Annotated in this window: 20 protein-coding genes; 8 read left to right on the top strand and 12 right to left on the bottom strand. The window is 36.2% G+C overall.

The window, feature by feature from the left end; all coding sequences use genetic code 11:
* Positions 1-11: 11 nt before the first annotated feature.
* The 4 genes from JR050_RS04995 to JR050_RS04980 all read right to left on the bottom strand — a co-directional run bounded on the left by JR050_RS04995 (position 12) and on the right by JR050_RS04980 (position 4,005).
* Positions 12-617 (bottom strand): sterol desaturase family protein, encoded by a 606-nt coding sequence (locus JR050_RS04995; RefSeq protein WP_204202414.1) that lies wholly within the window; start codon positions 615-617, stop codon positions 12-14.
* Between the two features lie 44 nt (positions 618-661).
* Positions 662-865, bottom strand: a complete 204-nt coding sequence (locus JR050_RS04990) for a hypothetical protein (RefSeq protein ID WP_204202413.1) — start codon at positions 863-865, stop codon at positions 662-664.
* 33 nt (positions 866-898) lie between these two features.
* The gene (locus tag JR050_RS04985) at positions 899-2,158 is read right to left on the bottom strand and encodes a sensor histidine kinase (RefSeq protein WP_204202412.1); all 1,260 of its coding nucleotides are present in this window, start codon (positions 2,156-2,158) and stop codon (positions 899-901) included.
* Positions 2,159-2,397: 239 nt separating this feature from the next.
* Positions 2,398-4,005 carry a sensor domain-containing diguanylate cyclase gene (locus JR050_RS04980; protein WP_204202411.1) on the bottom strand — a complete coding sequence of 536 codons (1,608 nt, stop codon included), beginning with the start codon at positions 4,003-4,005 and terminating at the stop codon, positions 2,398-2,400.
* 337 nt (positions 4,006-4,342) lie between these two features.
* Between JR050_RS04980 and JR050_RS04975 the strand changes: the two genes are divergently transcribed.
* Positions 4,343-4,498: a YpzG family protein gene (locus JR050_RS04975; protein ID WP_204202410.1), complete on the top strand. Its 156-nt coding sequence runs from the start codon at positions 4,343-4,345 to the stop codon at positions 4,496-4,498.
* Between the two features lie 108 nt (positions 4,499-4,606).
* Here the strand turns inward: JR050_RS04975 and JR050_RS04970 are convergent, their stop codons facing one another.
* A complete protein-coding gene (locus JR050_RS04970; protein ID WP_204202409.1) occupies positions 4,607-7,015 on the bottom strand; it encodes a penicillin acylase family protein in 2,409 nt (802 codons plus the stop codon).
* A 205-nt stretch (positions 7,016-7,220) separates the two neighbouring features.
* Here JR050_RS04970 and JR050_RS04965 point away from each other — a divergent pair, with 205 nt between their 5' ends.
* Complete coding sequence (locus JR050_RS04965) at positions 7,221-7,439, top strand: spore germination protein (protein WP_204202408.1); 219 nt, start codon at positions 7,221-7,223, stop codon at positions 7,437-7,439.
* A 31-nt stretch (positions 7,440-7,470) separates the two neighbouring features.
* Here JR050_RS04965 and JR050_RS20675 read toward each other — a convergent pair whose 3' ends face one another.
* From JR050_RS20675 to JR050_RS04935, 6 genes are all read right to left on the bottom strand, one after another.
* The gene (locus tag JR050_RS20675) at positions 7,471-9,117 is read right to left on the bottom strand and encodes a M24 family metallopeptidase (RefSeq protein WP_346726710.1); all 1,647 of its coding nucleotides are present in this window, start codon (positions 9,115-9,117) and stop codon (positions 7,471-7,473) included.
* Between the two features lie 120 nt (positions 9,118-9,237).
* Positions 9,238-9,993, bottom strand: coding sequence for a CAP domain-containing protein (locus JR050_RS04955; protein WP_204202407.1), 756 nt, complete (start codon positions 9,991-9,993; stop codon positions 9,238-9,240).
* Positions 9,994-10,105: 112 nt separating this feature from the next.
* On the bottom strand, positions 10,106-10,405 hold the full coding sequence (locus JR050_RS04950) for a hypothetical protein (RefSeq protein WP_204202406.1): 300 nt from the start codon (positions 10,403-10,405) through the stop codon (positions 10,106-10,108).
* Positions 10,406-10,571: 166 nt separating this feature from the next.
* Positions 10,572-11,387, bottom strand: a complete 816-nt coding sequence (gene speD, locus JR050_RS04945; RefSeq protein WP_204202405.1) for an adenosylmethionine decarboxylase — start codon at positions 11,385-11,387, stop codon at positions 10,572-10,574.
* 11 nt (positions 11,388-11,398) lie between these two features.
* Positions 11,399-12,730, bottom strand: a complete 1,332-nt coding sequence (locus JR050_RS04940; protein WP_204202404.1) for a hemolysin family protein — start codon at positions 12,728-12,730, stop codon at positions 11,399-11,401.
* Positions 12,731-12,959: 229 nt separating this feature from the next.
* On the bottom strand, positions 12,960-13,769 hold the full coding sequence (locus tag JR050_RS04935) for an alpha/beta fold hydrolase (protein ID WP_204202403.1): 810 nt from the start codon (positions 13,767-13,769) through the stop codon (positions 12,960-12,962).
* 190 nt (positions 13,770-13,959) lie between these two features.
* Between JR050_RS04935 and JR050_RS04930 the strand changes: the two genes are divergently transcribed.
* Both JR050_RS04930 and JR050_RS04925 read left to right on the top strand, forming a co-directional pair.
* A complete protein-coding gene (locus JR050_RS04930) occupies positions 13,960-14,655 on the top strand; it encodes a Crp/Fnr family transcriptional regulator (protein WP_239454104.1) in 696 nt (231 codons plus the stop codon).
* Between the two features lie 133 nt (positions 14,656-14,788).
* Entirely contained in the window at positions 14,789-15,229 is a 441-nt protein-coding gene (locus JR050_RS04925; protein ID WP_204202401.1) for a DUF2249 domain-containing protein, read from the top strand.
* Here the strand turns inward: JR050_RS04925 and JR050_RS04920 are convergent.
* Complete coding sequence (locus JR050_RS04920; RefSeq protein WP_239454103.1) at positions 15,226-15,468, bottom strand: hypothetical protein; 243 nt, start codon at positions 15,466-15,468, stop codon at positions 15,226-15,228. The two genes, JR050_RS04925 and JR050_RS04920, sit on opposite strands and share 4 nt — an antisense overlap.
* Before the next feature lie 232 nt (positions 15,469-15,700).
* Here JR050_RS04920 and JR050_RS04915 point away from each other — a divergent pair, with 232 nt between their 5' ends.
* From JR050_RS04915 to JR050_RS04900, 4 genes are all read left to right on the top strand, one after another.
* Positions 15,701-17,401, top strand: coding sequence for a methyl-accepting chemotaxis protein (locus JR050_RS04915; RefSeq protein WP_204202400.1), 1,701 nt, complete (start codon positions 15,701-15,703; stop codon positions 17,399-17,401).
* Between the two features lie 243 nt (positions 17,402-17,644).
* Positions 17,645-17,776, top strand: coding sequence for a cytochrome C oxidase subunit II (locus JR050_RS04910; RefSeq protein WP_204202399.1), 132 nt, complete (start codon positions 17,645-17,647; stop codon positions 17,774-17,776).
* Between the two features lie 20 nt (positions 17,777-17,796).
* The gene (locus JR050_RS04905) at positions 17,797-18,276 is read left to right on the top strand and encodes a cytochrome c oxidase subunit II (protein ID WP_204202398.1); all 480 of its coding nucleotides are present in this window, start codon (positions 17,797-17,799) and stop codon (positions 18,274-18,276) included.
* Positions 18,276-19,937: a b(o/a)3-type cytochrome-c oxidase subunit 1 gene (locus tag JR050_RS04900; RefSeq protein WP_204202397.1), complete on the top strand. Its 1,662-nt coding sequence runs from the start codon at positions 18,276-18,278 to the stop codon at positions 19,935-19,937. Before JR050_RS04905 ends, JR050_RS04900 begins: the two co-directional genes overlap by 1 nt.
* Positions 19,938-19,963: the final 26 nt, after the last annotated feature.

The following is a 19,963-nucleotide window of genomic DNA, read 5'->3' as shown; positions in this document are numbered from 1 at the left end:
AATAATAGTATTTACATTGTAAGCTTTTTAGCTGTTTCACTTTTACTTACATCTTTTCCATCCTTCATTGTACCAAATAAATAATCCATTGAGGGGTTCGTTACACCGTACCAATACTTTTCATTTTTAAAATGATGTAATATATGAAGTTTCTTCATATATTTTCCCCATCTTGTTTTCGGCTGATATGGTCGATGTGCCACATAATGTGTCCATTCATAATAAAGAATAGTGGAAGCTGTTCCCGCGAATACAGCTAGTGCGATAAAAACATCACCAGTTAGTAGGGTGACAGCTAGAACTACAATCACTAACTGAGGCAGACTATACCATATTGGTAAAAATAATAACTTCAAGTCATTCGGCTCCTCGTGGTGATCATAGTGAATTCGCTTCATGAATTTTAGAAAGCTCTTATTTTTTGGAGCTTTCATGTGGAAGAAAAAGCGATGCGTCATATATTCACTAATAATATAAAGAATGATACCAACTACAAATGACAGCCAAATCTCCCATCTTCCCAATTGTGGCGTGACTGAAAGAAGTGCTAAAAAAATAAGTGAACCCAAAATCCATATATCATGGATTGAGAAAAACTCCCTTATATACTTGCCCATTATACCCCTCCTTTTATCTGAATTTTATGACATGTTCATTAAAACTATTCTAATTGCTTATAACACGTTGGACAAGTATTTTTCGTATACCCCTTCGGCACTTTGTTGTTACAATATCTACATGCTTTTAATATCACAGGTTGATTTTCGATATCATTTGCAAATCCATAACCACCGATGACAAACTTTAAAAATACACGTACCATAATCCCTAGAATTAACCCAGTAACTAATATTCCGACTAACATTAATGGCACCTCTCTTGCTAATCAAACGTTTGTTTAGCTGTTTTCTATACATGAAGGTAGTGTGATCATCACTTCTGTTCCTGCTCCTACATTACTTTTATAATGAACACTTCCATTCATGGCTTCAATAATTCGAATTGACACTGTTGTTCCTAAGCCTGTCCCTTTTTCTTTCGTTGTATAATACAAAGTTCCAATTCTGTCTAATTGCTCCTTTGTCATTCCTTTTCCATTATCCTTCACAATAAGTTTTAATGAAGTATGTTCCTTTGACAAAGTAATCGAAACCTTCCCCTTGTCACTCGATGCTTCGATTGCATTTTTAATAAAATTTATAAGTGCTTGCTTGAATTTATTTTTATCGGTTTCAATCCAAATCTCATCTTCAATAACTCCGTACAGCTCCACTCCTTGCTTATTTGCAAATGGCGCTATCAACGCTACATTTTCCCGAATTATATCTGATAAGCAAAATTTCTCTATTCTTTCTAATTGAGGCTTCGCGAAATTCAAATAATCACTAATGATTGATTCTGCCCGATCAATTTCCCCTAATACGAGTGGAAAATAATTTCGCCCCTGATCTTTGTTATTTTCTTTCATTAATTGTAAAAAGCCTTTTACAACAGTCAGTGGATTCCTTACTTCATGAGCAATAGATGCTGCAAGCTCTCCTAGTGTACTTATTCGTTCATTCCTCGTGATTTCTTCTTTCATTTGCTGTTTTTCTAACATTGCCTCATATAAAGTAGCAGCAAAACCAATTCCTACTAATTGAATGATACCAAAAAGGGATATGTACAAAATCATTTCTTGACGATCTATTATCTGTATCTCAACTGTCGTGAGATAAGCTAGCAAAATTCCTAATTGAATGACAGCCGGCCAAAAACCTATTAACACTGCACTTGCAACACGTTTTTTCGCCTTTATAGATAAAAAGCCTTTTGAAAATAATAACGGAACAATTGCCGCTAGAGATGCGCTAATATACCCAAACAGAATCGTATCTCCACCCAGTAACGTTCTTGTTGCAAAGATAAATATTAATACAATAAATCCTGAAATTGGACCACCATAAAGAGAAGCAAGGACTAGGGGCGTATATCGTAAATCCCAATAAAGGCCATAGCTGAAGTTAGCAAAAATCATGCATAGAAAGCTTGCTGTTCCATGTAGTATTCCGATAATATAAGGTGATTTTTTTAGACCTTTATCCTCGAAAAACACATAGTGAATGAGTACAGGTGTTAAGATGATTAATACGTGCAATAATAATTTCTCAGCAAGCATCACAAATCCCCCGTTATAAAAGTCATACTTCAATAATTTGCTAAAGTAGACATAAAATCCTCTTTTTCGCCAACTGTTTCGTAAAACATTATTATTTCTTTAATAGTTCAATTCAGGTGAAACAACTAGCACATTAGTTTTCCAAATGAAAATAAGAAAATGAGAATAAGAAAAAAGACTGTAGGAAAACTCGAAATTACTCTAGTTTGTCTACAGTCTGAAGTTAACTATTCAAATAATTAGCTTTTGAAGAAAGATATTTTATTTTTGCCAGTGTCCTTAGAACGATATAAGGCTTGGTCTGCATAACGTAAAACTTGGTTTGGATCTAAATCATCCATCGGATAAAATGCGCAGCCTATGCTACAGCCAATTTGCACATTATTTCCTTCAATTGTAAAAGGATCGTTTATAGATTGTATAATTCGTTTTCCAACAATAGTCGAATGTTCATATAGGTTTGTCGTTTCAATAATCGTGACAAATTCATCTCCACCTAAGCGGAAAACATGTTCATTTTCTCTAATTGCTTTTTTTAACCGGTTTGCAACTGCTTGAAGAAGAACATCTCCGTGATGATGACCGAGATTGTCGTTGACCAATTTAAATCCATCTAAGTCAATATATAAAAATGCAAATGTCGCATTTGGACTCAACTTTTTCAAGTAGAGCTCGAGAGCAAGACGATTGTGTAGACCCGTTAACTTATCTAAGTGGGCAAGTTGTTCCATTTTATCTAACTCTGACTCTGTTTTAGTTAAAGTAGCTAATAGTTCCCTCAATGACCTAGAAAGTATCTCAATATCTTTAATACCTTTATTATACGGTATCTCTACCTTTTCCCCTTTTCTAAGAAGATCGGCTGTCATTGCAATTTTTCTTAACGGGTTTGAGATGATTCCAGCTAAATACCACCCGATTGTCGCGAAAAGCACGGTAGATAATAACCCTAATACAATTACATTTGTCTTTAACTGTTCTGACGAATGAAATGCGATCGCTTCAGGCTGACGTACAATGACTGACCAATTTAATCCAGGGTAATTCAGCATTCCATCTGCAAGTGCATACCCAGTTAAATAATGTTTTCCATCTGGCCATTTTTCAATCGACCAATCATTTTTTCCAGATTGTGCTTTATTTACTGCATTAATGTCTAACTTTTGTCCAAGTAACTCATTGGGACCTAATAACACTGTATTATCAATTTTACTTACAATCAGAACATCAACCTTATCTTTTTTTTGCTTAGTTGGCTTTAATACAGATTGACTTACTTCCTTCGTCCATGTCCAACTCATATGTGCTGCCAGAACACCGATAAATTCATTATTTTCATTGAAGATTGGTGAACTTATATCAACAAATTTTAATGGCTCTCCGGTTGGGTTCGGTAACAATTCTGCTAAAAGGACTGCTTCATGAACATCCCCGATAAATGTTTGGTATCTTGCTTCCTTAAACACAGGCCGCTCGGAAATATTTTGTCCTACGAGAACATTGTCTGTCGCAGCTTGAACAACCCCATCCTTATCTGTATAACCAACCCATGAGAATGATGGGAAGTTTGTTTGTAATTCATTTAATAGTTTCTCGACTTCTTTAATATCCTTTGGATTCTTTAACAACTCTAATTCCTTTAGGAGAGAAATTTCACCGTAACGTGCCCACATAAAATGATCAAGATTATCTGCAATTTGCATTGCATCACTTGATAACGATTCTCCAATTTGTTTTTCCAACGTCGTGCTTGATTCTTTACTAATCGTATATGTTAAGAAAGATGTCAAGACAATGACAAAGATTGATAATATTACAACAAAATAAGTACGAACTGTAATTGACATTTAGCATACTCCTTAAGGCGGCAATATATTTCCTATCTTACAGAAAATGACGAATTTTGTCGAAGGTTATTTTAAAATGCTATCTTTGCATTAATTGCTGTGTACCGAGGTAGTTTACAGACACGTAACTAGTAACATTTTGTTTGTACCTATTCGTCAAACTTTAGAATGCTTCACCTATTTTGGAGATACCCAAAATTGATTAACCAAATTTTTCATCAAGTTCTATATGTTCACTTGTATCTTTTCTCGTTAAATTTCACATACTTTATATGATATTCCTTGTAATATCATTTGTTTTTAGTGTAATCCTATACTAACTTTGAGGTGATGACGAGTGAGCTATAAAGATCATTTAGATCCACATTCTCAAATGTTTCACCATAATTGGACGAGACGTAAGCGTGCAAGTTCCCAAGTTAATGGGCACACAATGATGTCCCAACATAACATCATTGCTCGTAGTAACGCGAAGGCTCATCGATGGATGTAGTAGGACACTAAAAATAAGGAAAGTCTGGACTCTGTGCTTAGTTTTTGACGAGGCACTCCAATGCTTTCAGCTAAGAAGGCATCCCGAAATTGGGATGCCTTCTTTTCATCATTCTTTATTCATAGGTTGTAAAACTAACTTAAATGCTTCTTCTTTATATTCGCCATTCATGGACGTAACATGATACTTTCCTGTTACCCAATCGTTCATTTGGTTTTTATACCAGTCACTCGTTACATGACCTGATTGACCTGGACCTACAACATTATAGCTTTGAAGAGGATTTTCCATATCTACGACTGATCTCCAAGATGCACCATGTTCCACTTCTCCAGTTTCACTATCCCATCCTGCTGCTCCTACAGTAATGCGGCTTCCTCTCATCGGTAACGGTTTGCCTGCATTAAATAAATAATTTAACGGAGTAACCGATGATAACGGATGTGTGAACTGTACAGCATGCAGTTGTCCCCATTGCCAATTTGAAGGGTTTTCTCCTTGGAGCTTTGATGCTCGATCAACAGCATTTTGAAGGGACTTTTCAAGGACATTTTGAAGACCACCTTTTTCCGTAATCCAAATTCCAGGATTTCCGTTTATTGCATCTCGAAGCAATTCATCTACTACTTGAGCTCTACCGTCAAATAGCTTCATCATCTCTTTTGGAATTTCTTCTAAAAACATAAGATTCGATATTTCTTCCATCCAAAAGTGGAAAATCATTGGGCCTGCAGCATCAGTCGAATCTAAGAAATCCCAGCTTTCCAATTCGGTTATAGCCACTTCATCCATTTCTCTTAGTTTACCTTTCTTTAGTTCATTTAAGAAAATTGGTACAAATTCTTCTGCTTGAAGATTTGCATGATCAAATTGTAGATTTTGCATATCTTCTACTGTTAGTTTTTCTTTTGAATTTAGTACATCACGAATTCTTTGTGCTCGATACGGCTGTGCCCAGGTGTGTGTAATATGGTAAGGATAGTCATCCTGAACGACTTTGTTATTTGCTGTAGAAATAAAGCCTTCCTCAGGATTGACTATAGTCGGAAGCTCTTCCCAGGGTATAAACCCTTCCCACTCATACTCATCTGTCCAGCCTGGCACTGGTACCATACTGTCTCCTTTTTTACGAATAGGAATCAATCCATTCGCGCGATAGGCAATTGTTCCATCTTGGTCAGCAAAGACAAAGTTTTGGGCTGGGGTATGGAAGTATGTTAATGCTTCCTTGAACTCCTCCCAATTTCCAGCCTTACTAAACATTAATACTGCTTCTAATTCGGTTGAAGGATCTAGTGCCGTCCATCTCATCGATAAAGCTGATTCCGCTTCTCCATAATGAGCAAACTCTGAGACGATCGGACCGTGTCTTGTTATCAATACCTCATAATCAATAGTTTCTTCGCCTTTAATTTTTATTTTCTCAGACACAACTTCTGCCTTTTCCCATTTATCGTTATTCAAAAATTCTTGTCTATTTTCAGGGTTTCTTTTCTCAATATATAAGTCTTGCACATCCGGTCCAACATTTGTAACTCCCCAAGAAATATGTTCATTCCGACCTAAAATAATGGCAGGGATTCCTGCAAAAATAACACCACTAACATTTATTTCAGGAGACTTGAGATGTGTCTCATACCAAATCGCAGGAGTTGCTAGTCCTAAATGGGGATCGTCTGCTAATAGCGGAAAGCCTGATTCAGATTTTTCTCCGCTTACGACCCAGTTGTTACTGCCGTTCCATTCATTGGGTATAACGGCATTTGCGAAACTTTTGCTAATATCAATATCTGTTTCATTTATTGCCTGCAATACTCTCGCTCCGTCTTTTGGATAACCGGGGAACAGCTCTAATGCTTTATCTTGAGGGAAATTTTCCAGTAAATAATGTCTGAAGGCCTGCCCCTCCCAATGTCCGCCTAAATCAAATGCCATATATTTTCCAATCGTTAATGAATCAATCTCACTCCAAGAAGAAGGCTCATAGCCTAATATCGTGAACTCAATTGGTAGTTTCTTATCCTTTTTTGCTTGTTCAATAAATAAATTGACACCCTTTGCGTATGAAGCTAAAGCCTGTTTTGCCTCAGGTGAATAAACTTCGTATGATTTCTCTGCCGCACGTCGTAAACCAAGTGTGCGGAAAAATTTATCTCGATCTAATGCCTGTTTTCCGACAACTTCACTTAACATCCCCGAAGCTTGTCTTCTACTTAAATCCATTTGAAAGATACGGTCTTGCGCTGTAACAAAACCTTGCGCTAAAAAAAGGTCATCTTGATTTTGAGCTTCAATGTGTGGAACACCAGATGAGTCTCGATAAACTACTACTTCTCCTTTTAACCCATCAATTGTAAGAGTTCCTTCAATTTGAGGCTCACTTCTTTGGATGAACCAAAATAAAAAAGTACTTGCAAGAAGTAAAATAAATATAAATGCTAAAATAACCGAGACCACGATACGCCATTTTTTCTGTTTTGGCCAAAGCTGAAACTGTTTTCTTACAATAGTTTCCATGTAGAACCCCCTAATTAGAAAGCGTTTTCAAAATCAAGTTTTTTAATAAATATTATGAATATTTCGTCTAATTATACCAGATTATTCCTTCCTTTACTATTGTCATTTACTTTATTGCGATAACACATAAAGATCGCATAGTGTCTAATCAACATTGGAGTTCTTAACATACAATAAAAGAAGATGGCCAAAAGGAGTGTATATAATGCCATGTTTCATTGTAGGACCAGTTATTTTTAATAGTAATGAGGGAGTTATCGTATCAGGCGATGCTTTTAATGCCTCTCCTACATCTTCTGGTAAAACCGTTGCAGGTTCTGGCGGTTTTAACACAGGTTATTACATTCAAACAAATAACGGAGTAAGTTCATCGAATAATAATGACCCGGATGTAGCTGATTCAAATGTAACCGAGGCAGTGTAGAAAAAAAGAATCGGGAACTTTCACCCGATTCTTACTTAATTAAAATTAGTTCATTTTGACGTTTACTTAAGTATTCGAAGCCGCTTTCAGTGATGACTACATTTTCTTCTACGATGAAGTGAATTCCGTTATCTAAAAATAGAGTCGGCTCGATTGTAAAAACCATTCCTTCTTCAAGCGGCTGATACGGACTATCACCGTAACGCTCCCACTTTGCTGCAAGCAGTGCTCCACCATCATGTACATCACGACCAATTTGATGTCCTGTTGCATGTGAAATTTCAGGATATCCATTTGCTACATAATAGCTTCGAGCTGCGCCATCTACTTCAAATCCTTTCACACCAGGTTTTATCAAACTTGCAGCTCTAGTAATGGCCTCATGCACCGCATTAAAAGCATCTTGAATTTCCTTAGGTGGTGCTTCTTCACCTTCTCTTAGGAAATAAACCGTTCTAGCAATATCAGATACATAGCCATCAACATCAACACTGAAATCAAAAATGACAAGGTCACCTTCTTGAATAACGGCATTACTTGGTGCACGATGAGCAATGTTTTCCTTCATAACGATCGGCATTGATAATGTTCTGTCAATTCCATTTATCACACCGCGCTTTTTCATTTCGTCTACAAATAATTGTCCAGCTTCCTTTTCGGTCATTCCAACTCTTAGCTGTTTGTATACTTCTTCATAAATTTCTTCCGTTACGACTATGGCACGCCCTATTCGTTTTATTTCAGATTTCGATTTAATTGCACGTAGCCTTGTGAGGAATGGCTCTGATTTCACATATGTACCGTTAAATGATCCTCTTAGTGCATATTGGACTTTTCTAAAAAGACCTGCTGTTATACCGTCAGCTACGTTTTCTCTTATGGAACTATTTATTGCAATAGTGGATGGATCAATCTCTGAAATAATCTCTTGCAACTTATAGTCAAAATCATTTGAGTAGGAATGCACAGTATTAAAAAGCCCAAGTTTTTCAATAAATGGTGCATCTTGAACACTGCACAACGCAACATTATTGTTTTCTTTAGTAAAAATAAATGCACTCATATGTTGAAGGGTTGCTCCAACTAATAAAGGTAATGAAGGGTCTTCACCTTTTCTGGAAACAATAAGCCAAGAATCTATAACTTGTTCACTTAAATATGTTGCAGCTTGATTGATTTTTTCTTTCTGAATTTGCACATCAATATCTGCCTTCATTATACTAGGTGAAGTTGTAAGGACTGGTTTCAACTTTTGAATAATAGACTCACTTGAAACCTCAACTTTCTTTATGTTCTCACCACCAATTGTTTGAATGAGCCATTCATAAAGACCTTGCGATAACCCATCACTAAAAGGATCGGATTCAGAAATATTAAGTGCTACCTTTTTATATGAGCCTTTTTTCCAAAAGGGCAAAAAGTCTTCTGCTAAGCTTTTTTCATAACAAATTACTTCTGAGAATAGGCAAGTTGCTTCATAATTCCCAACATCACTTTTCGACGTAACCACAACATGCTTCCCGTTCCGTTGCAATATAATTGCAGCAAACGAAACGGATCGAACCCCAAACAACAACTGCACAACCGGATCAGAACCTTCCCTAGTCAAAATCAACCACGCATCAACATCATGCTCCTCCAACAATCCCACTGCTCTATCAAGAATACCTAGACTCACACCAAACACTCCCCTACAAACACTTTTTCTAATATATTCTGTATAGAAGTAAGATAACCTGCTTGCAAAAAAAATGACAAGTGCCAGGCACTTGTCGAAAAATCTTTATTTTATTGCTCATTATTTTTTAATAAACAATTGTGTCCAGTAGTTGCCGGAAGCGGCGTGACCGACTCCGATGTGTGTGATGTCTTTGTTTAGGATGTTTTTACGGTGGCCTTCACTGTTCATCCAAGCTGTTACAACTTCTTGGGGTGAACGTTGACCTTGGGCAATGTTTTCTGCTGCCACCTTATACTCAATTCCTAAGTTTCGTAACATATCGAATGGAGACCCGTATGTTGGTGATGTATGTGAGAAATAGTTATTTGTTGCCATATCATCTGATTTCATTTGAGCTGCTTTTTGCAATTCTACATCAGCTGCAATAGGTGGAAGTCCGTTATTGGATCTTTCACGGTTCGTAAGGTCCACTACTTGTTGAATATAACCACCTTGTTGGTTATTGTTAGTTCCAACTGTAGCATTTGGTGCTGGTGCTGGTGCTGGTGTGTTTTGGTTCGTGACACCAGTGTTATTGGTCGGTTGCTTATAGCGAGCGTATTTTTGTTGACCTTGGTTTTTCATATTTTTCTTATGGTCATACGAAATCTTTTTCGTTTGGTGGCCAGAGGCATTGTACGTTACTGTACTTCTAGCAAGTTTCCCATCCGCGTTCGTTCTACTATTACCTGATTGATAATTAACGTCCTCACTATTTAAAAAATCGTTCCGCGTATCATATCGATCCGCTGATGATTCTTCTCCGTTATTACAAGCTGTTAAACAACCTACAACAAGTAGACCACTAATAATACTTTTATAAATCGAATTCATTGGTTACCCTCCTCAAATAAACTGTGAAGCATTACTTAATTTCTGCTTGAGGAGGTTTTTTATCCTTTTACACTCTATTGTAAAACTTGGGATGAAAGGTAATTGCAATGGATTACTTTAAAGTGTTTGCTTTTTCAACATCTTTACGATGCACTATCAATTTTGTAAGTCCAGTGCTAGGTCCAGCATGGTCCCCCATCATTTGACCATTCCCACCTGATACATTCGTTTTAATTTCAGTCACAATTTTACATCTAACTCCATTTAGTCGATAATAATCATGCTTTTCTCTCACTTGTTCCTCAGAGCGTTCATCAGCACCAATCATCACCGTTTTCCATGTATATTTACTCCATAATCTCCAAGAAATAAGACCAATAACAAAAATTGATAATATAATTAGAATTTTCATTTCTAACCCTCCTTTAAATGTATTACTCACTAAATACCCTTAATGAGAAAAGCATTAACTTTCAAAGGAGTTAAGAAATGATTACGACTGTTACAACCTCACGTATAGTTTGTTACAGCAATCCTATACAAAAAATCCGCCCAATAATTCTTGGGGCGGACTTCCACTACCAACCGTTCGTCATATTTTTTCCATAAAAAATTTCATCCATTTCTAGCTTTAGCTTCTTCGTAATAATTTCTTGTTCTTCTTGCGTTAGCTTTTCCTTTGAATACCCAAACAAGTAATTATCAAGGTCAAATTTTTTAAGTTTACATTTCGTGTGAAAAATATTTTCTTGATACACATTTACGTCAATCATCTCGTAAAAACTCTGTACTTCATCTGGTATATAATTTTGGATTGAATTTATGTCGTGATCGATAAAAAGTTTGTGTCCGGTAACATCTCTTGTGAAGCCTCTTACCTTATAGTCTATTGTCATAACATCTGTTTCAAATGAATGAATTAAGTAATTCAATGCTTTAAGGGGAGAAATTTCACCACAAGTTGAAACATCTATGTCTGCTCTAAACGTACTAATACCCTCGTCAGGATGTGACTCAGGATACGTATGAACCGTAATGTGACTTTTGTCCAATTGGGCTACAACAGACCCGGGTATCGGTCCAGGTGACTCTTCAAATGCCTCATCGGGTGATTCGTCTACAGGGCCTTCAGATACTAATATAGTTACACTAGCTCCTTGTGGGACATAATCTTGTTTGGCAACATTTAAGATGTTTGCACCTATAATTTCTGTAACATTCGATAAAATGTTCGTAAGCTTTTCAGCATTGTATTGGTCATCGATGTACTGAAGATATGCTTCTCTTTCCTTCTCTGTTTGGGTATAGCATATATCATACATATTAAAACTTAATGATTTCGTTAAGTTATTAAAACCGTGTAATTCAACTACTTGCTTTGGATCTAATTTCATTAGAATACCCCCTATTCAGATTCTTCCGTTTCTAGATTTTCTTGAACCTCTACTCGAACCTTCATAATTCGCTTGTCCATCATTTCTTCTACAGTAAATATGATATTCTCGTGTTCAACAACTGGATGTTCATCACCATTCGGAATGTAACCGAGCTGACCAATGACGAAGCCACTAATCGTATCATATTCTTCAGTTGGCAGTGTAATCCTTAATAAATCCTCAACAACGTATAGGTTTGTTGTGCCGTAAAAAATATATAAATTGGGACCAAGTTCAATTACTTCATCTTCATCTAGTTCAGGATCATCGTACTCATCAAAAATATTGCCCACTATTTCTTCAATAATGTCCTCTATCGTCACAATCCCGTCTGTTCCTCCATACTCATCAATCGCAATAGCCATATGAATATTATTTATCTGCATGTCCCTAAATAAATCATCAATAGGCTTTGACTCTAAAACGAAATAAGGATCGCGGATAAGATTTGATAAGGAGAAATTATTGGTTTCACAGTCTTCTAAAAATTGAATTAAATCCTTTGAATGGAGAATCCCTACAATCTTATCAATATGTTCATCATAAATTGGAAAACGTGTGTACTTTTCTTCGTTTACAATCTTCACGGTTTCTTCTAATGTATATTGAATGGGGATTCCTACAATATTTGTTCTATGTGTCATGATGTCCGAAACTGTTTTATTATCGAGCTCGAAAATATTATTAATCATTACTTTTTCGGTTTCTTGAATTGTTCCTCTCTCTTTCCCAACATCGACCATCATTCTAATTTCTTCTTCTGTAATATTTGTATCCTCAGCATCTGGATCTACTCCAAAAAGTCTAACAATTACATTCATTGAGAAAGTAAGTAATGCTACAAACGGGGCTGTTATTTTTGATAAAATCGTTAATGGCATAACTGCAATCATGGAAATTTCCTCTGCTTTTTGTAGGGCTAATCTTTTTGGAACAAGCTCTCCTAATACGAGTGTAAAATAAGAAAGAATAAGCGTAATAGCAATAACCGATATAGTTCCAAGTAATTGTCTAGATAGCGGTACACCCCAATTATACAAAGCCTCTGCTAAGGGGTCTGCAAAGCTTCCAGCTGCAAATGCAGATGCCAAAAAACCCGCTAACGTAATCCCAATTTGGATGGTTGCAAGAAATCGGCTCGGCTTTGACAAAAGCTGCTGCAACATTTTAGCTTTTTTTTCTCCACTTTCAGCCATTACTCGTATTTTATTGTCATTAAGTGAGATTAACGCAATTTCCGATGCTGCAAAAAATGCATTCAATATGATTAAGACAAGAAGTATTACAACTTCTATACCCATAAAATCAACCTCCAAACTGCTTCTAAACCAACGAAAACGGTGCTCTTCATACATTTTAGTATTATGTTTCCTTATTTGACTTGAAATTATATATTGTAAAAGTTGGCTCTTCCTTATTGGCGGTCTATAGGTGTCTGCTTTTCACTGGAAAATGTTCTTCTAGTTACGTACTTTGTGTTGCAAAAAAAACACATCTATTCAAATGAACAAATGTGTTTTAAATCGAAAACTACAATTTATTAATAATCCAATCACTTACAAGTTCCTGGACTAATTTCCTTTGTTCAATAGTCATTAAATGACCAGCTTGATCTAATATGCTGAAAGTGACATGATCAAATACTTCTAAAAACATCAAATGATCTTTGTATCCACAGATATTATCTTGTTTTCCCAAAATAATTAGTGCTGGTTGCTTAAGACGTGTACGATTCTCAAAAGGGTCTTGATGCAAAAAGTAGCCCTTCTCACGCCAGTTTGATTGAAGGAAATCTCGGTCTGCTAACACTCTTCCTGGCTGAACTTCATTTAAGAATAGTTTATAATTTCCCTTATTTTGATAAACGAATAACGTTTCAAACGCATCACGGATTGATGGCTCTATAGAGCTTAACAAATCCTGATCTCGTTCTACAACCACTTTATCAGGAATGCTTCGTTCTTTTAGATGCAGAGCAGGTGCGAGTAAACAAATGCCTCTTACTTGATCTACTTTTTGATTCATAATCCCTTGAGCTAAATATCCTCCAAAAGAATGACCAATTAAAGAAAATGAATTACTTCCGATTTCATTTTCAATAAACTGAAGTAACCCATTCACCATTTGTTGCGTAGACTGTATGTCAGCAGTAATAATGCTTTTTCCATGTGCAGGAACGTCGATATAAATCCTCTCAAACCCATAAGTACCTTCAAAAATTGGTTCAATCCAAGCTTTCATTGATCGATGATCTGTCCCCATTGAATGAAGAATTACGATTGGATGACCTTCTCCGTATTTCTCATAAAATAATACATTTCCGTTATAGGAAAACTCCATAATAAGTACCACCTATATAATATTATTTAACACCTTATATATTTGCTAAATTTCCCTATATCCCTTTCTTTTGGGAGTATTTCACTAGAACATTTAAAGAAAAAATTCTATTCGTAAGAAACATAACATGATAATATTAACTCCAATTAATCAGTAATCAACGTGAATATAAATGAAGGCGGTTATATCATTGGAAAATAACGGAGTAGATTTCTCTACAGACTTACGCGAACTATTAACAACTGTTCATCATGAAAAGAAGATAAGTAAGGGCAACTACTTGTTTCAAGAAGGTGATTCCCAAAGTGAGCTATATTTAATTCGTTCAGGTAAAGTGCAAATTGGTAAGGTAACTCCAGACGGACGTGAATTAACCTTTAGAATTTGTGGACCAGATGATTTAGTTGGTGAAATTACACTGTTTTGCTCACCTTCCAAATATATGGTAAATGCAAAAGTTCTTGAAGATGGGGTAGCAGCCGTTATTAGGAAAGCTGACTTAGAAGATAAGCTTTTACACAACCATAAGCTTGCCATTGAATTTATGAAATGGATGGGGGTTCATTATCAGAAAACACAGACGAAGTTTCGTGATCTTGTGTTGCATGGTAAAAAAGGAGCGCTTTATTCTACTTTAATTCGTATGACTAACAGCTATGGCGTCTTAAAGCCAGATGGTATTTTAATTAACCTTGTTTTAACAAACCAAGAATTAGCTAACTTCTGCGGAATGACTCGTGAAGTGGTGAACCGTATGCTCAGTGATTTAAAGAAAGCTGGAAAAGTTTCTATGATTGAAGGGAAAATCATGATTCATGATTTACAATTCCTGAAGGATGAAATTGATTGCGAAGACTGTCCGATTGAATTTTGTAATATCGACTAAGTGATTTACGAATGTAAATCACTTTTTTTGTGAGTAAATCGGGTATACTTCATTTCAAATGTGTGACAGTTATCACATCATAAATGATGAAATCGATGTAAGATGGGGTTAGGATTTATTGGAGGTTTTAAGTATGTCTCAACATACAGTAGAACTTGATGTCAGAATGGATCAAATTGATTTTAAAGATATCATGAAGGCTGTACAATCACTGAAGGAAAATGAAGTTTTATCCTTACATTCATCTTTTAACCCGGTCCCTCTTTATTCGATAATGAAGAGTAAAGGTTTTGAGTATGATTCAATGCAGGTTGCAGCGAATCATTGGAAGGTTATGTTTTATCGAAAGAAAAAAGAAAATCACTTGAATTTATTAGAATTGGATGCACCTATGATAATCTTAAAAATTTTAAATGCGTTAGAACAATTAAGGAGAGGTGATCAGATAACAATTACCGTTGATCACCTTCCAGATCTTGTGCAAAAGCAGCTTGAAGAATCTAGTCTTTACTATTACTACCAAATCCAAAGTCCTGGAAATCATATGATTCTCCAAGTAACAAAAGTTTCTTAATGCTTTAATGTCTTAAGTTCATCTTTTAATTGTTGTGTTCTTTTCGCATTTCCTTCAGCAAAGTTTTGCAATCTGTCTTTTAGCGTTTCATTATCGTGGATCTTCTCAGCTACCTGAAGATAATTACGCATTAAATCATTTTCGATTTCAAGGGATTCTTCTAATTTTTTGGCGATTTGTTGATGGTTCATTACATCATCTGTAGCACCATCACGGTCATAATCTAACTGATGATTCATTCTGGTCACCTCCACAACTTGCAAAACATGGCAAGTGTCAGTTGAGCACTTAGACACTTGTCTTCGTTTATTTTTCAGCAGTTGTTCCGTTTCATACAATGTAATACCATCCAAGGAAATTCCAAATTTCGACTTTTTTAACCGAGGGGTGTGATATTTATCACACCCCTATTTGGACGAACCGTATATCTTTAATGAATAAAGAAAATATTCTCCTAAAGGGGTTACTACTATGAAGAAAACTTTAACATGGCAATTAGGTAGGATTATTATTGGTGTTATATTCGCATCATTATTGATTACTTCTGTTGCAACCTATAAAACAGCTTATGACAAACTTTATGATGCAGCTGGTATTGAGGCATATGGTTGTGCAAATATAACCACTGGCCTTCTTGATCCTTCTGAAGTTGAGAAATTAACAAGCGGTGACTTCTCTTTATCAGAAAAAGTCGGTTCTTCTTTAAATTGGACGACGGAACATAAAGGAATTTTTGAAGCGCAGTATATTCTTGATATGAACGGAACGTTATTAGCAATAGATGATAACATGAAGGAAGATGGCTTCGTTATCGGCGATATGTTTTACATGGATGAGGAAGCAATCTCCATGATGCTTGAAATGAAGCATCCGACATACTCAGAGCCATATGAAGCTGGTGGAATTACTCGTTTGTCCGGTTATGCACCAATTTTCAAAGATCATGATTCTTCAAAAGAAGTTATCGCCATTAGTGTTATTGACTTCGATACATCCATTGTTACGGAAAGAACATGGGATGTGGTAAGCGGTGGTTTATTAATTGGTATTATTCCTATGATCATTGCTTCACTTTTTACCATCTATTTATTAAGAAGAAAAACGAAACCAATTTCTATTATTATTGAGCATTCCAAACAAATTGCCGCAGGAAATCTTGCGTTAGAAAAACTAAATATATCAAGCAAGGATGAAGTAGGAGAACTAGCTGAAACAATTAATACCATGACAGAAAACTTACATGAAATTGTTACGGTGCTAAAATCAAGCTCTGAAAAGCTAGCACAAAATGCAGAGACGAATTCATTATCTTTGCAAGAGATGAATTCAGCAATTCAGCAGGTTACAAGTAGTATGAGTGAAGTAGCGATTGATACTGCCAGTGGCACAGAGGATGCTGTTAATGCAGTTACTACATTACATGAACTTGCAAAGTCTATTCTTTCGACAAAAGATATTGCTGTATCGAGTGTCCATGATTCAGAAAACACTCTACAATCTGCTAAATTAGGAAAAGAAAAGGTTATTGAGATTTCAGGTAAAATGGATGGAATAAAAGACGTTACCTTAAGCACAGAACAAGTAATTAATAAATTAAATACGTACACTTCTCAAATTCGTACGATTACAGAAGCAATTAACGGCATTGCAGGTCAAACAAATTTACTTGCTTTAAATGCATCGATTGAAGCAGCAAGAGCTGGTGAGCACGGAAAGGGATTTGCTGTCGTTGCCGACGAGGTAAGAAAGCTTGCCGAGCAATCGAATAAAGAAGTTGCGACAGTTGAGCAGCTTGTTCATCACATTACAAAAGGTATTGAAGAAGCTGTTACATGTATTCACGAAAGTATTACTAGTGTGGAGCAAGGCGAAATAGCTGTAAAAGAAACAGGCGTTGCACTTGAACATATCTTAAATGATGTATCTAAAACTGTTAATGACTTATCTAAAATCGGAAGTGTAACTTCAGAGGAAGCAGAAACTTCTGAACAAACGGTCGCAAAAATTCAACAGCTTGTGAAATCAATTGAAAATATTGCAGCCTACTCAGAAGAAGTCGCAGCTTCTGCCGAGCAAACTAGTGCCTCCCTAGAGGAAATCACTTACCGTTCCAACGAAACAGTAGAACTATCTACAAAACTTAAAGAAATCGTCCAGAAGTTTACGATCTAGGTATCATCTAAACAATCCAAAAAAAAGCAGGAAGCAAATAACATTTGCACCCTGCTTTTTTCTTTACCACTTTAAAGGAGTGGGGGCCTGTCCCCCACCCCTTTAAAGTGGTAAAGTCATATCTTTTACGTTGTTGTCACTTTTTTGTCATTATTATCCTCAGCTAGTTGTGATTTATATCACAACGCCACTCCCTACAGTCTTATAGAATTTAGTTATAGGAATTAGAGGAGGCGTTTTAGAGTGAGTAAAAAACATACTTCACCAAAAGAGCAGGAACACAATTTAAAAGGAACGTTAATTAGTGTTTTTGGAATAGGAATTTTCATTTTCATTTCATGGTTTGCAGCATTCGCTCTCCATTTATCACGATAAACTAAGGAAAAGGTGATACTATGCATTTTCATAAATATGAGAAGATTTGGCTGACATTTGGTATTGTTTCACTCGTATTATTTTTAAGTATTGTAGGATTTACAGCATTCGGTTCAGGGCACGGCCATCATCAACCAACTGGCGGTATGGACCAAATTGATCCAGAGATGGTTGATCAAACTCCTCCCTTTAACGAACCAGGGGTAAAACAAATTGATGAAGATACTTACGAAGTTGTAATGGTTGCTCAAGCTTTCGGTTATGAACCCCAAAACGTTCAAGTACCGGCTGGGAAAAAGGTAACCTTTAAAGTAACTAGTACAGATGTTGTTCACAGCTTTTCGATTGTTTCTACTAACGTCAACATGATGGTCGTACCAGGACACGTTAGTACGAAGGAATACACATTTGATAAGCCAGGCAACTATTTAGTTATTTGTAACGAATATTGTGGAACTGGTCATCATTTTATGAAGACAGAAATTGAGGTGACAGAATAATGCATACTCTACTCAACAAAAACGATCGGGTACTCGCTCTTTCAAACATTCTAATTGCTTACTTTGCTTTCCTAATTGGAACACTAATGGGTCTTTTGCAAGTATTTATCAGAAATGACAAATTACAATTACCAGCATGGCTTGATTACTATCAAATCTTAACAGCACACGGTGTGTTACTAGCATTAGTCTTTACGACGTATTTCATATTCGGTTTCCTGCAAACTGGAATGAGTAAAAGCTTGGGCTCTTTCGGAAAGAAAACACTGCTGTTTTCATGGATTGGATTCATTGTAATGACACTTGGTACAACACTTGCAACAGTCATGATCGTACTTGGTGAAGCATCTGTTCTTTACACATTCTACGCTCCGTTAATGGCTAGTCCCTGGTATTATGTAGGTCTTGCATTATTCGTGGTCGGTACTTGGATTAGCAGTTTTGCATTAATCGGACATTATGTAGCTTGGAAAAAGCAAAACAAAGGTAAGTTAAGCCCACTATTCGCATTCATGACAGTTTCAACTATCATTTTATGGATTATTGCATGTCTAGGTGTTGTCGCAACTGTATTATTCCAATTCATTCCTTGGGCATTCGGATTAGTAGATACAATTAACGTAGAATTATCTCGTTCCCTATTCTGGTATTTCGGTCACCCGCTTGTATACTTCTGGTTACTACCAGCATACATGGCGTGGTACGTAGTAGTTCCAAAGATTATCGGAGGAAAAGTTTTTAGTGATTCATTAGCTAGATTATCATTCATACTCTTTATCTTATTCTCGATTCCAGTAGGATTTCACCATCAGTTAGTTGAACCAGGTATCCCGGCATTCTGGAAGTTCTTACAAACAGTCTTAACATTCATGGTTATTATTCCATCTTTGATGACAGCATTCTCAATGTTTGCAACGTTTGAAATCACAGGTCGTCAAAATGGAGCAAAGGGTTTATTTGGATGGTTTAGAAAGTTACCTTGGCATGATATTCGCTTCACATCAATTTTTATCGCCATGTTCTTCTTCATTCCTGGAGGAGCAGGAGGAATTATCAATGCAAGCTTCCAATTAAACGAAGTAATCCATAACACGCTTTGGGTTGTAGGACACTTCCACATCACAGTTGGTACACCAGTTGCAATGACATTCTTTGGGTTAACATTTTGGTTAATTCCTTATCTAACAGGTAGAAAATTAACGAAATCTATGCAACGCTTAGGTTTTGCACAAGTCATAACTTGGTCAATCGGTATGTTATTAATGTCAACATCTCAGCACATCTTAGGGTTACTAGGAGCACCAAGAAGAACAGCTTATTCTGGATATATGGATCACCCATCAGCTTTAGAATGGTTTAACGGAATTCTATCAAACCATGTCACAATGGCAATCGGTGGAACAATTTTATTCTTATCTGCGATGCTACTAATCTTCTTTGTTATACAAGCTCTATTCATATTACCAAAAGCAACGACAGAAGAAGAATTTGTAGAATTTCCAATGGCAGAAAGTGATATCGAAAATACACCGAAGTTCCTAGAAAATTGGTGGTTATGGATTGGTGTAGCATTTGTCCTTATAATCGTCGCTTACTACATCCCATTATCAGATATTATCCATAACGCACCACCAGGATCAAAAGGATTTAAAACTTGGTAGGAGATGATCAATATGTTCACAATGAT

This window comes from Bacillus suaedaesalsae (assembly GCF_016890225.1).
Lineage (GTDB): Bacteria > Bacillota > Bacilli > Bacillales > SA4 > Bacillus_BS > Bacillus_BS suaedaesalsae.
The sequence above is the reverse complement of the archived record's forward strand: the minus strand, read 5'-3'. Positions and strand labels throughout refer to the sequence as shown.

What these genes read in the sequence shown, in the direction of transcription:
- JR050_RS04955 (WP_204202407.1), bottom strand. Translation starts at nt 9,993, where the DNA reads ATGAATTCGATTTATAAAAGTATTATTAGTGGTCTACTTGTTGTAGGT.
- speD (WP_204202405.1), bottom strand. Translation starts at nt 11,387, where the DNA reads ATGAAATTAGATCCAAAGCAAGTAGTTGAATTACACGGTTTTAATAAC.
- JR050_RS04965 (WP_204202408.1), top strand. Translation starts at nt 7,221, where the DNA reads ATGCCATGTTTCATTGTAGGACCAGTTATTTTTAATAGTAATGAGGGA.
- JR050_RS04915 (WP_204202400.1), top strand. Translation starts at nt 15,701, where the DNA reads ATGAAGAAAACTTTAACATGGCAATTAGGTAGGATTATTATTGGTGTT.
- JR050_RS04940 (WP_204202404.1), bottom strand. Translation starts at nt 12,730, where the DNA reads ATGGGTATAGAAGTTGTAATACTTCTTGTCTTAATCATATTGAATGCA.
- JR050_RS04990 (WP_204202413.1), bottom strand. Translation starts at nt 865, where the DNA reads ATGTTAGTCGGAATATTAGTTACTGGGTTAATTCTAGGGATTATGGTA.
- JR050_RS04980 (WP_204202411.1), bottom strand. Translation starts at nt 4,005, where the DNA reads ATGTCAATTACAGTTCGTACTTATTTTGTTGTAATATTATCAATCTTT.
- JR050_RS04925 (WP_204202401.1), top strand. Translation starts at nt 14,789, where the DNA reads ATGTCTCAACATACAGTAGAACTTGATGTCAGAATGGATCAAATTGAT.
- JR050_RS04985 (WP_204202412.1), bottom strand. Translation starts at nt 2,158, where the DNA reads ATGCTTGCTGAGAAATTATTATTGCACGTATTAATCATCTTAACACCT.
- JR050_RS04950 (WP_204202406.1), bottom strand. Translation starts at nt 10,405, where the DNA reads ATGAAAATTCTAATTATATTATCAATTTTTGTTATTGGTCTTATTTCT.
- JR050_RS04900 (WP_204202397.1), top strand. Translation starts at nt 18,276, where the DNA reads ATGCATACTCTACTCAACAAAAACGATCGGGTACTCGCTCTTTCAAAC.
- JR050_RS04970 (WP_204202409.1), bottom strand. Translation starts at nt 7,015, where the DNA reads ATGGAAACTATTGTAAGAAAACAGTTTCAGCTTTGGCCAAAACAGAAA.
- JR050_RS04920 (WP_239454103.1), bottom strand. Translation starts at nt 15,468, where the DNA reads ATGAATCATCAGTTAGATTATGACCGTGATGGTGCTACAGATGATGTA.
- JR050_RS04935 (WP_204202403.1), bottom strand. Translation starts at nt 13,769, where the DNA reads ATGGAGTTTTCCTATAACGGAAATGTATTATTTTATGAGAAATACGGA.
- JR050_RS04995 (WP_204202414.1), bottom strand. Translation starts at nt 617, where the DNA reads ATGGGCAAGTATATAAGGGAGTTTTTCTCAATCCATGATATATGGATT.
- JR050_RS04905 (WP_204202398.1), top strand. Translation starts at nt 17,797, where the DNA reads ATGCATTTTCATAAATATGAGAAGATTTGGCTGACATTTGGTATTGTT.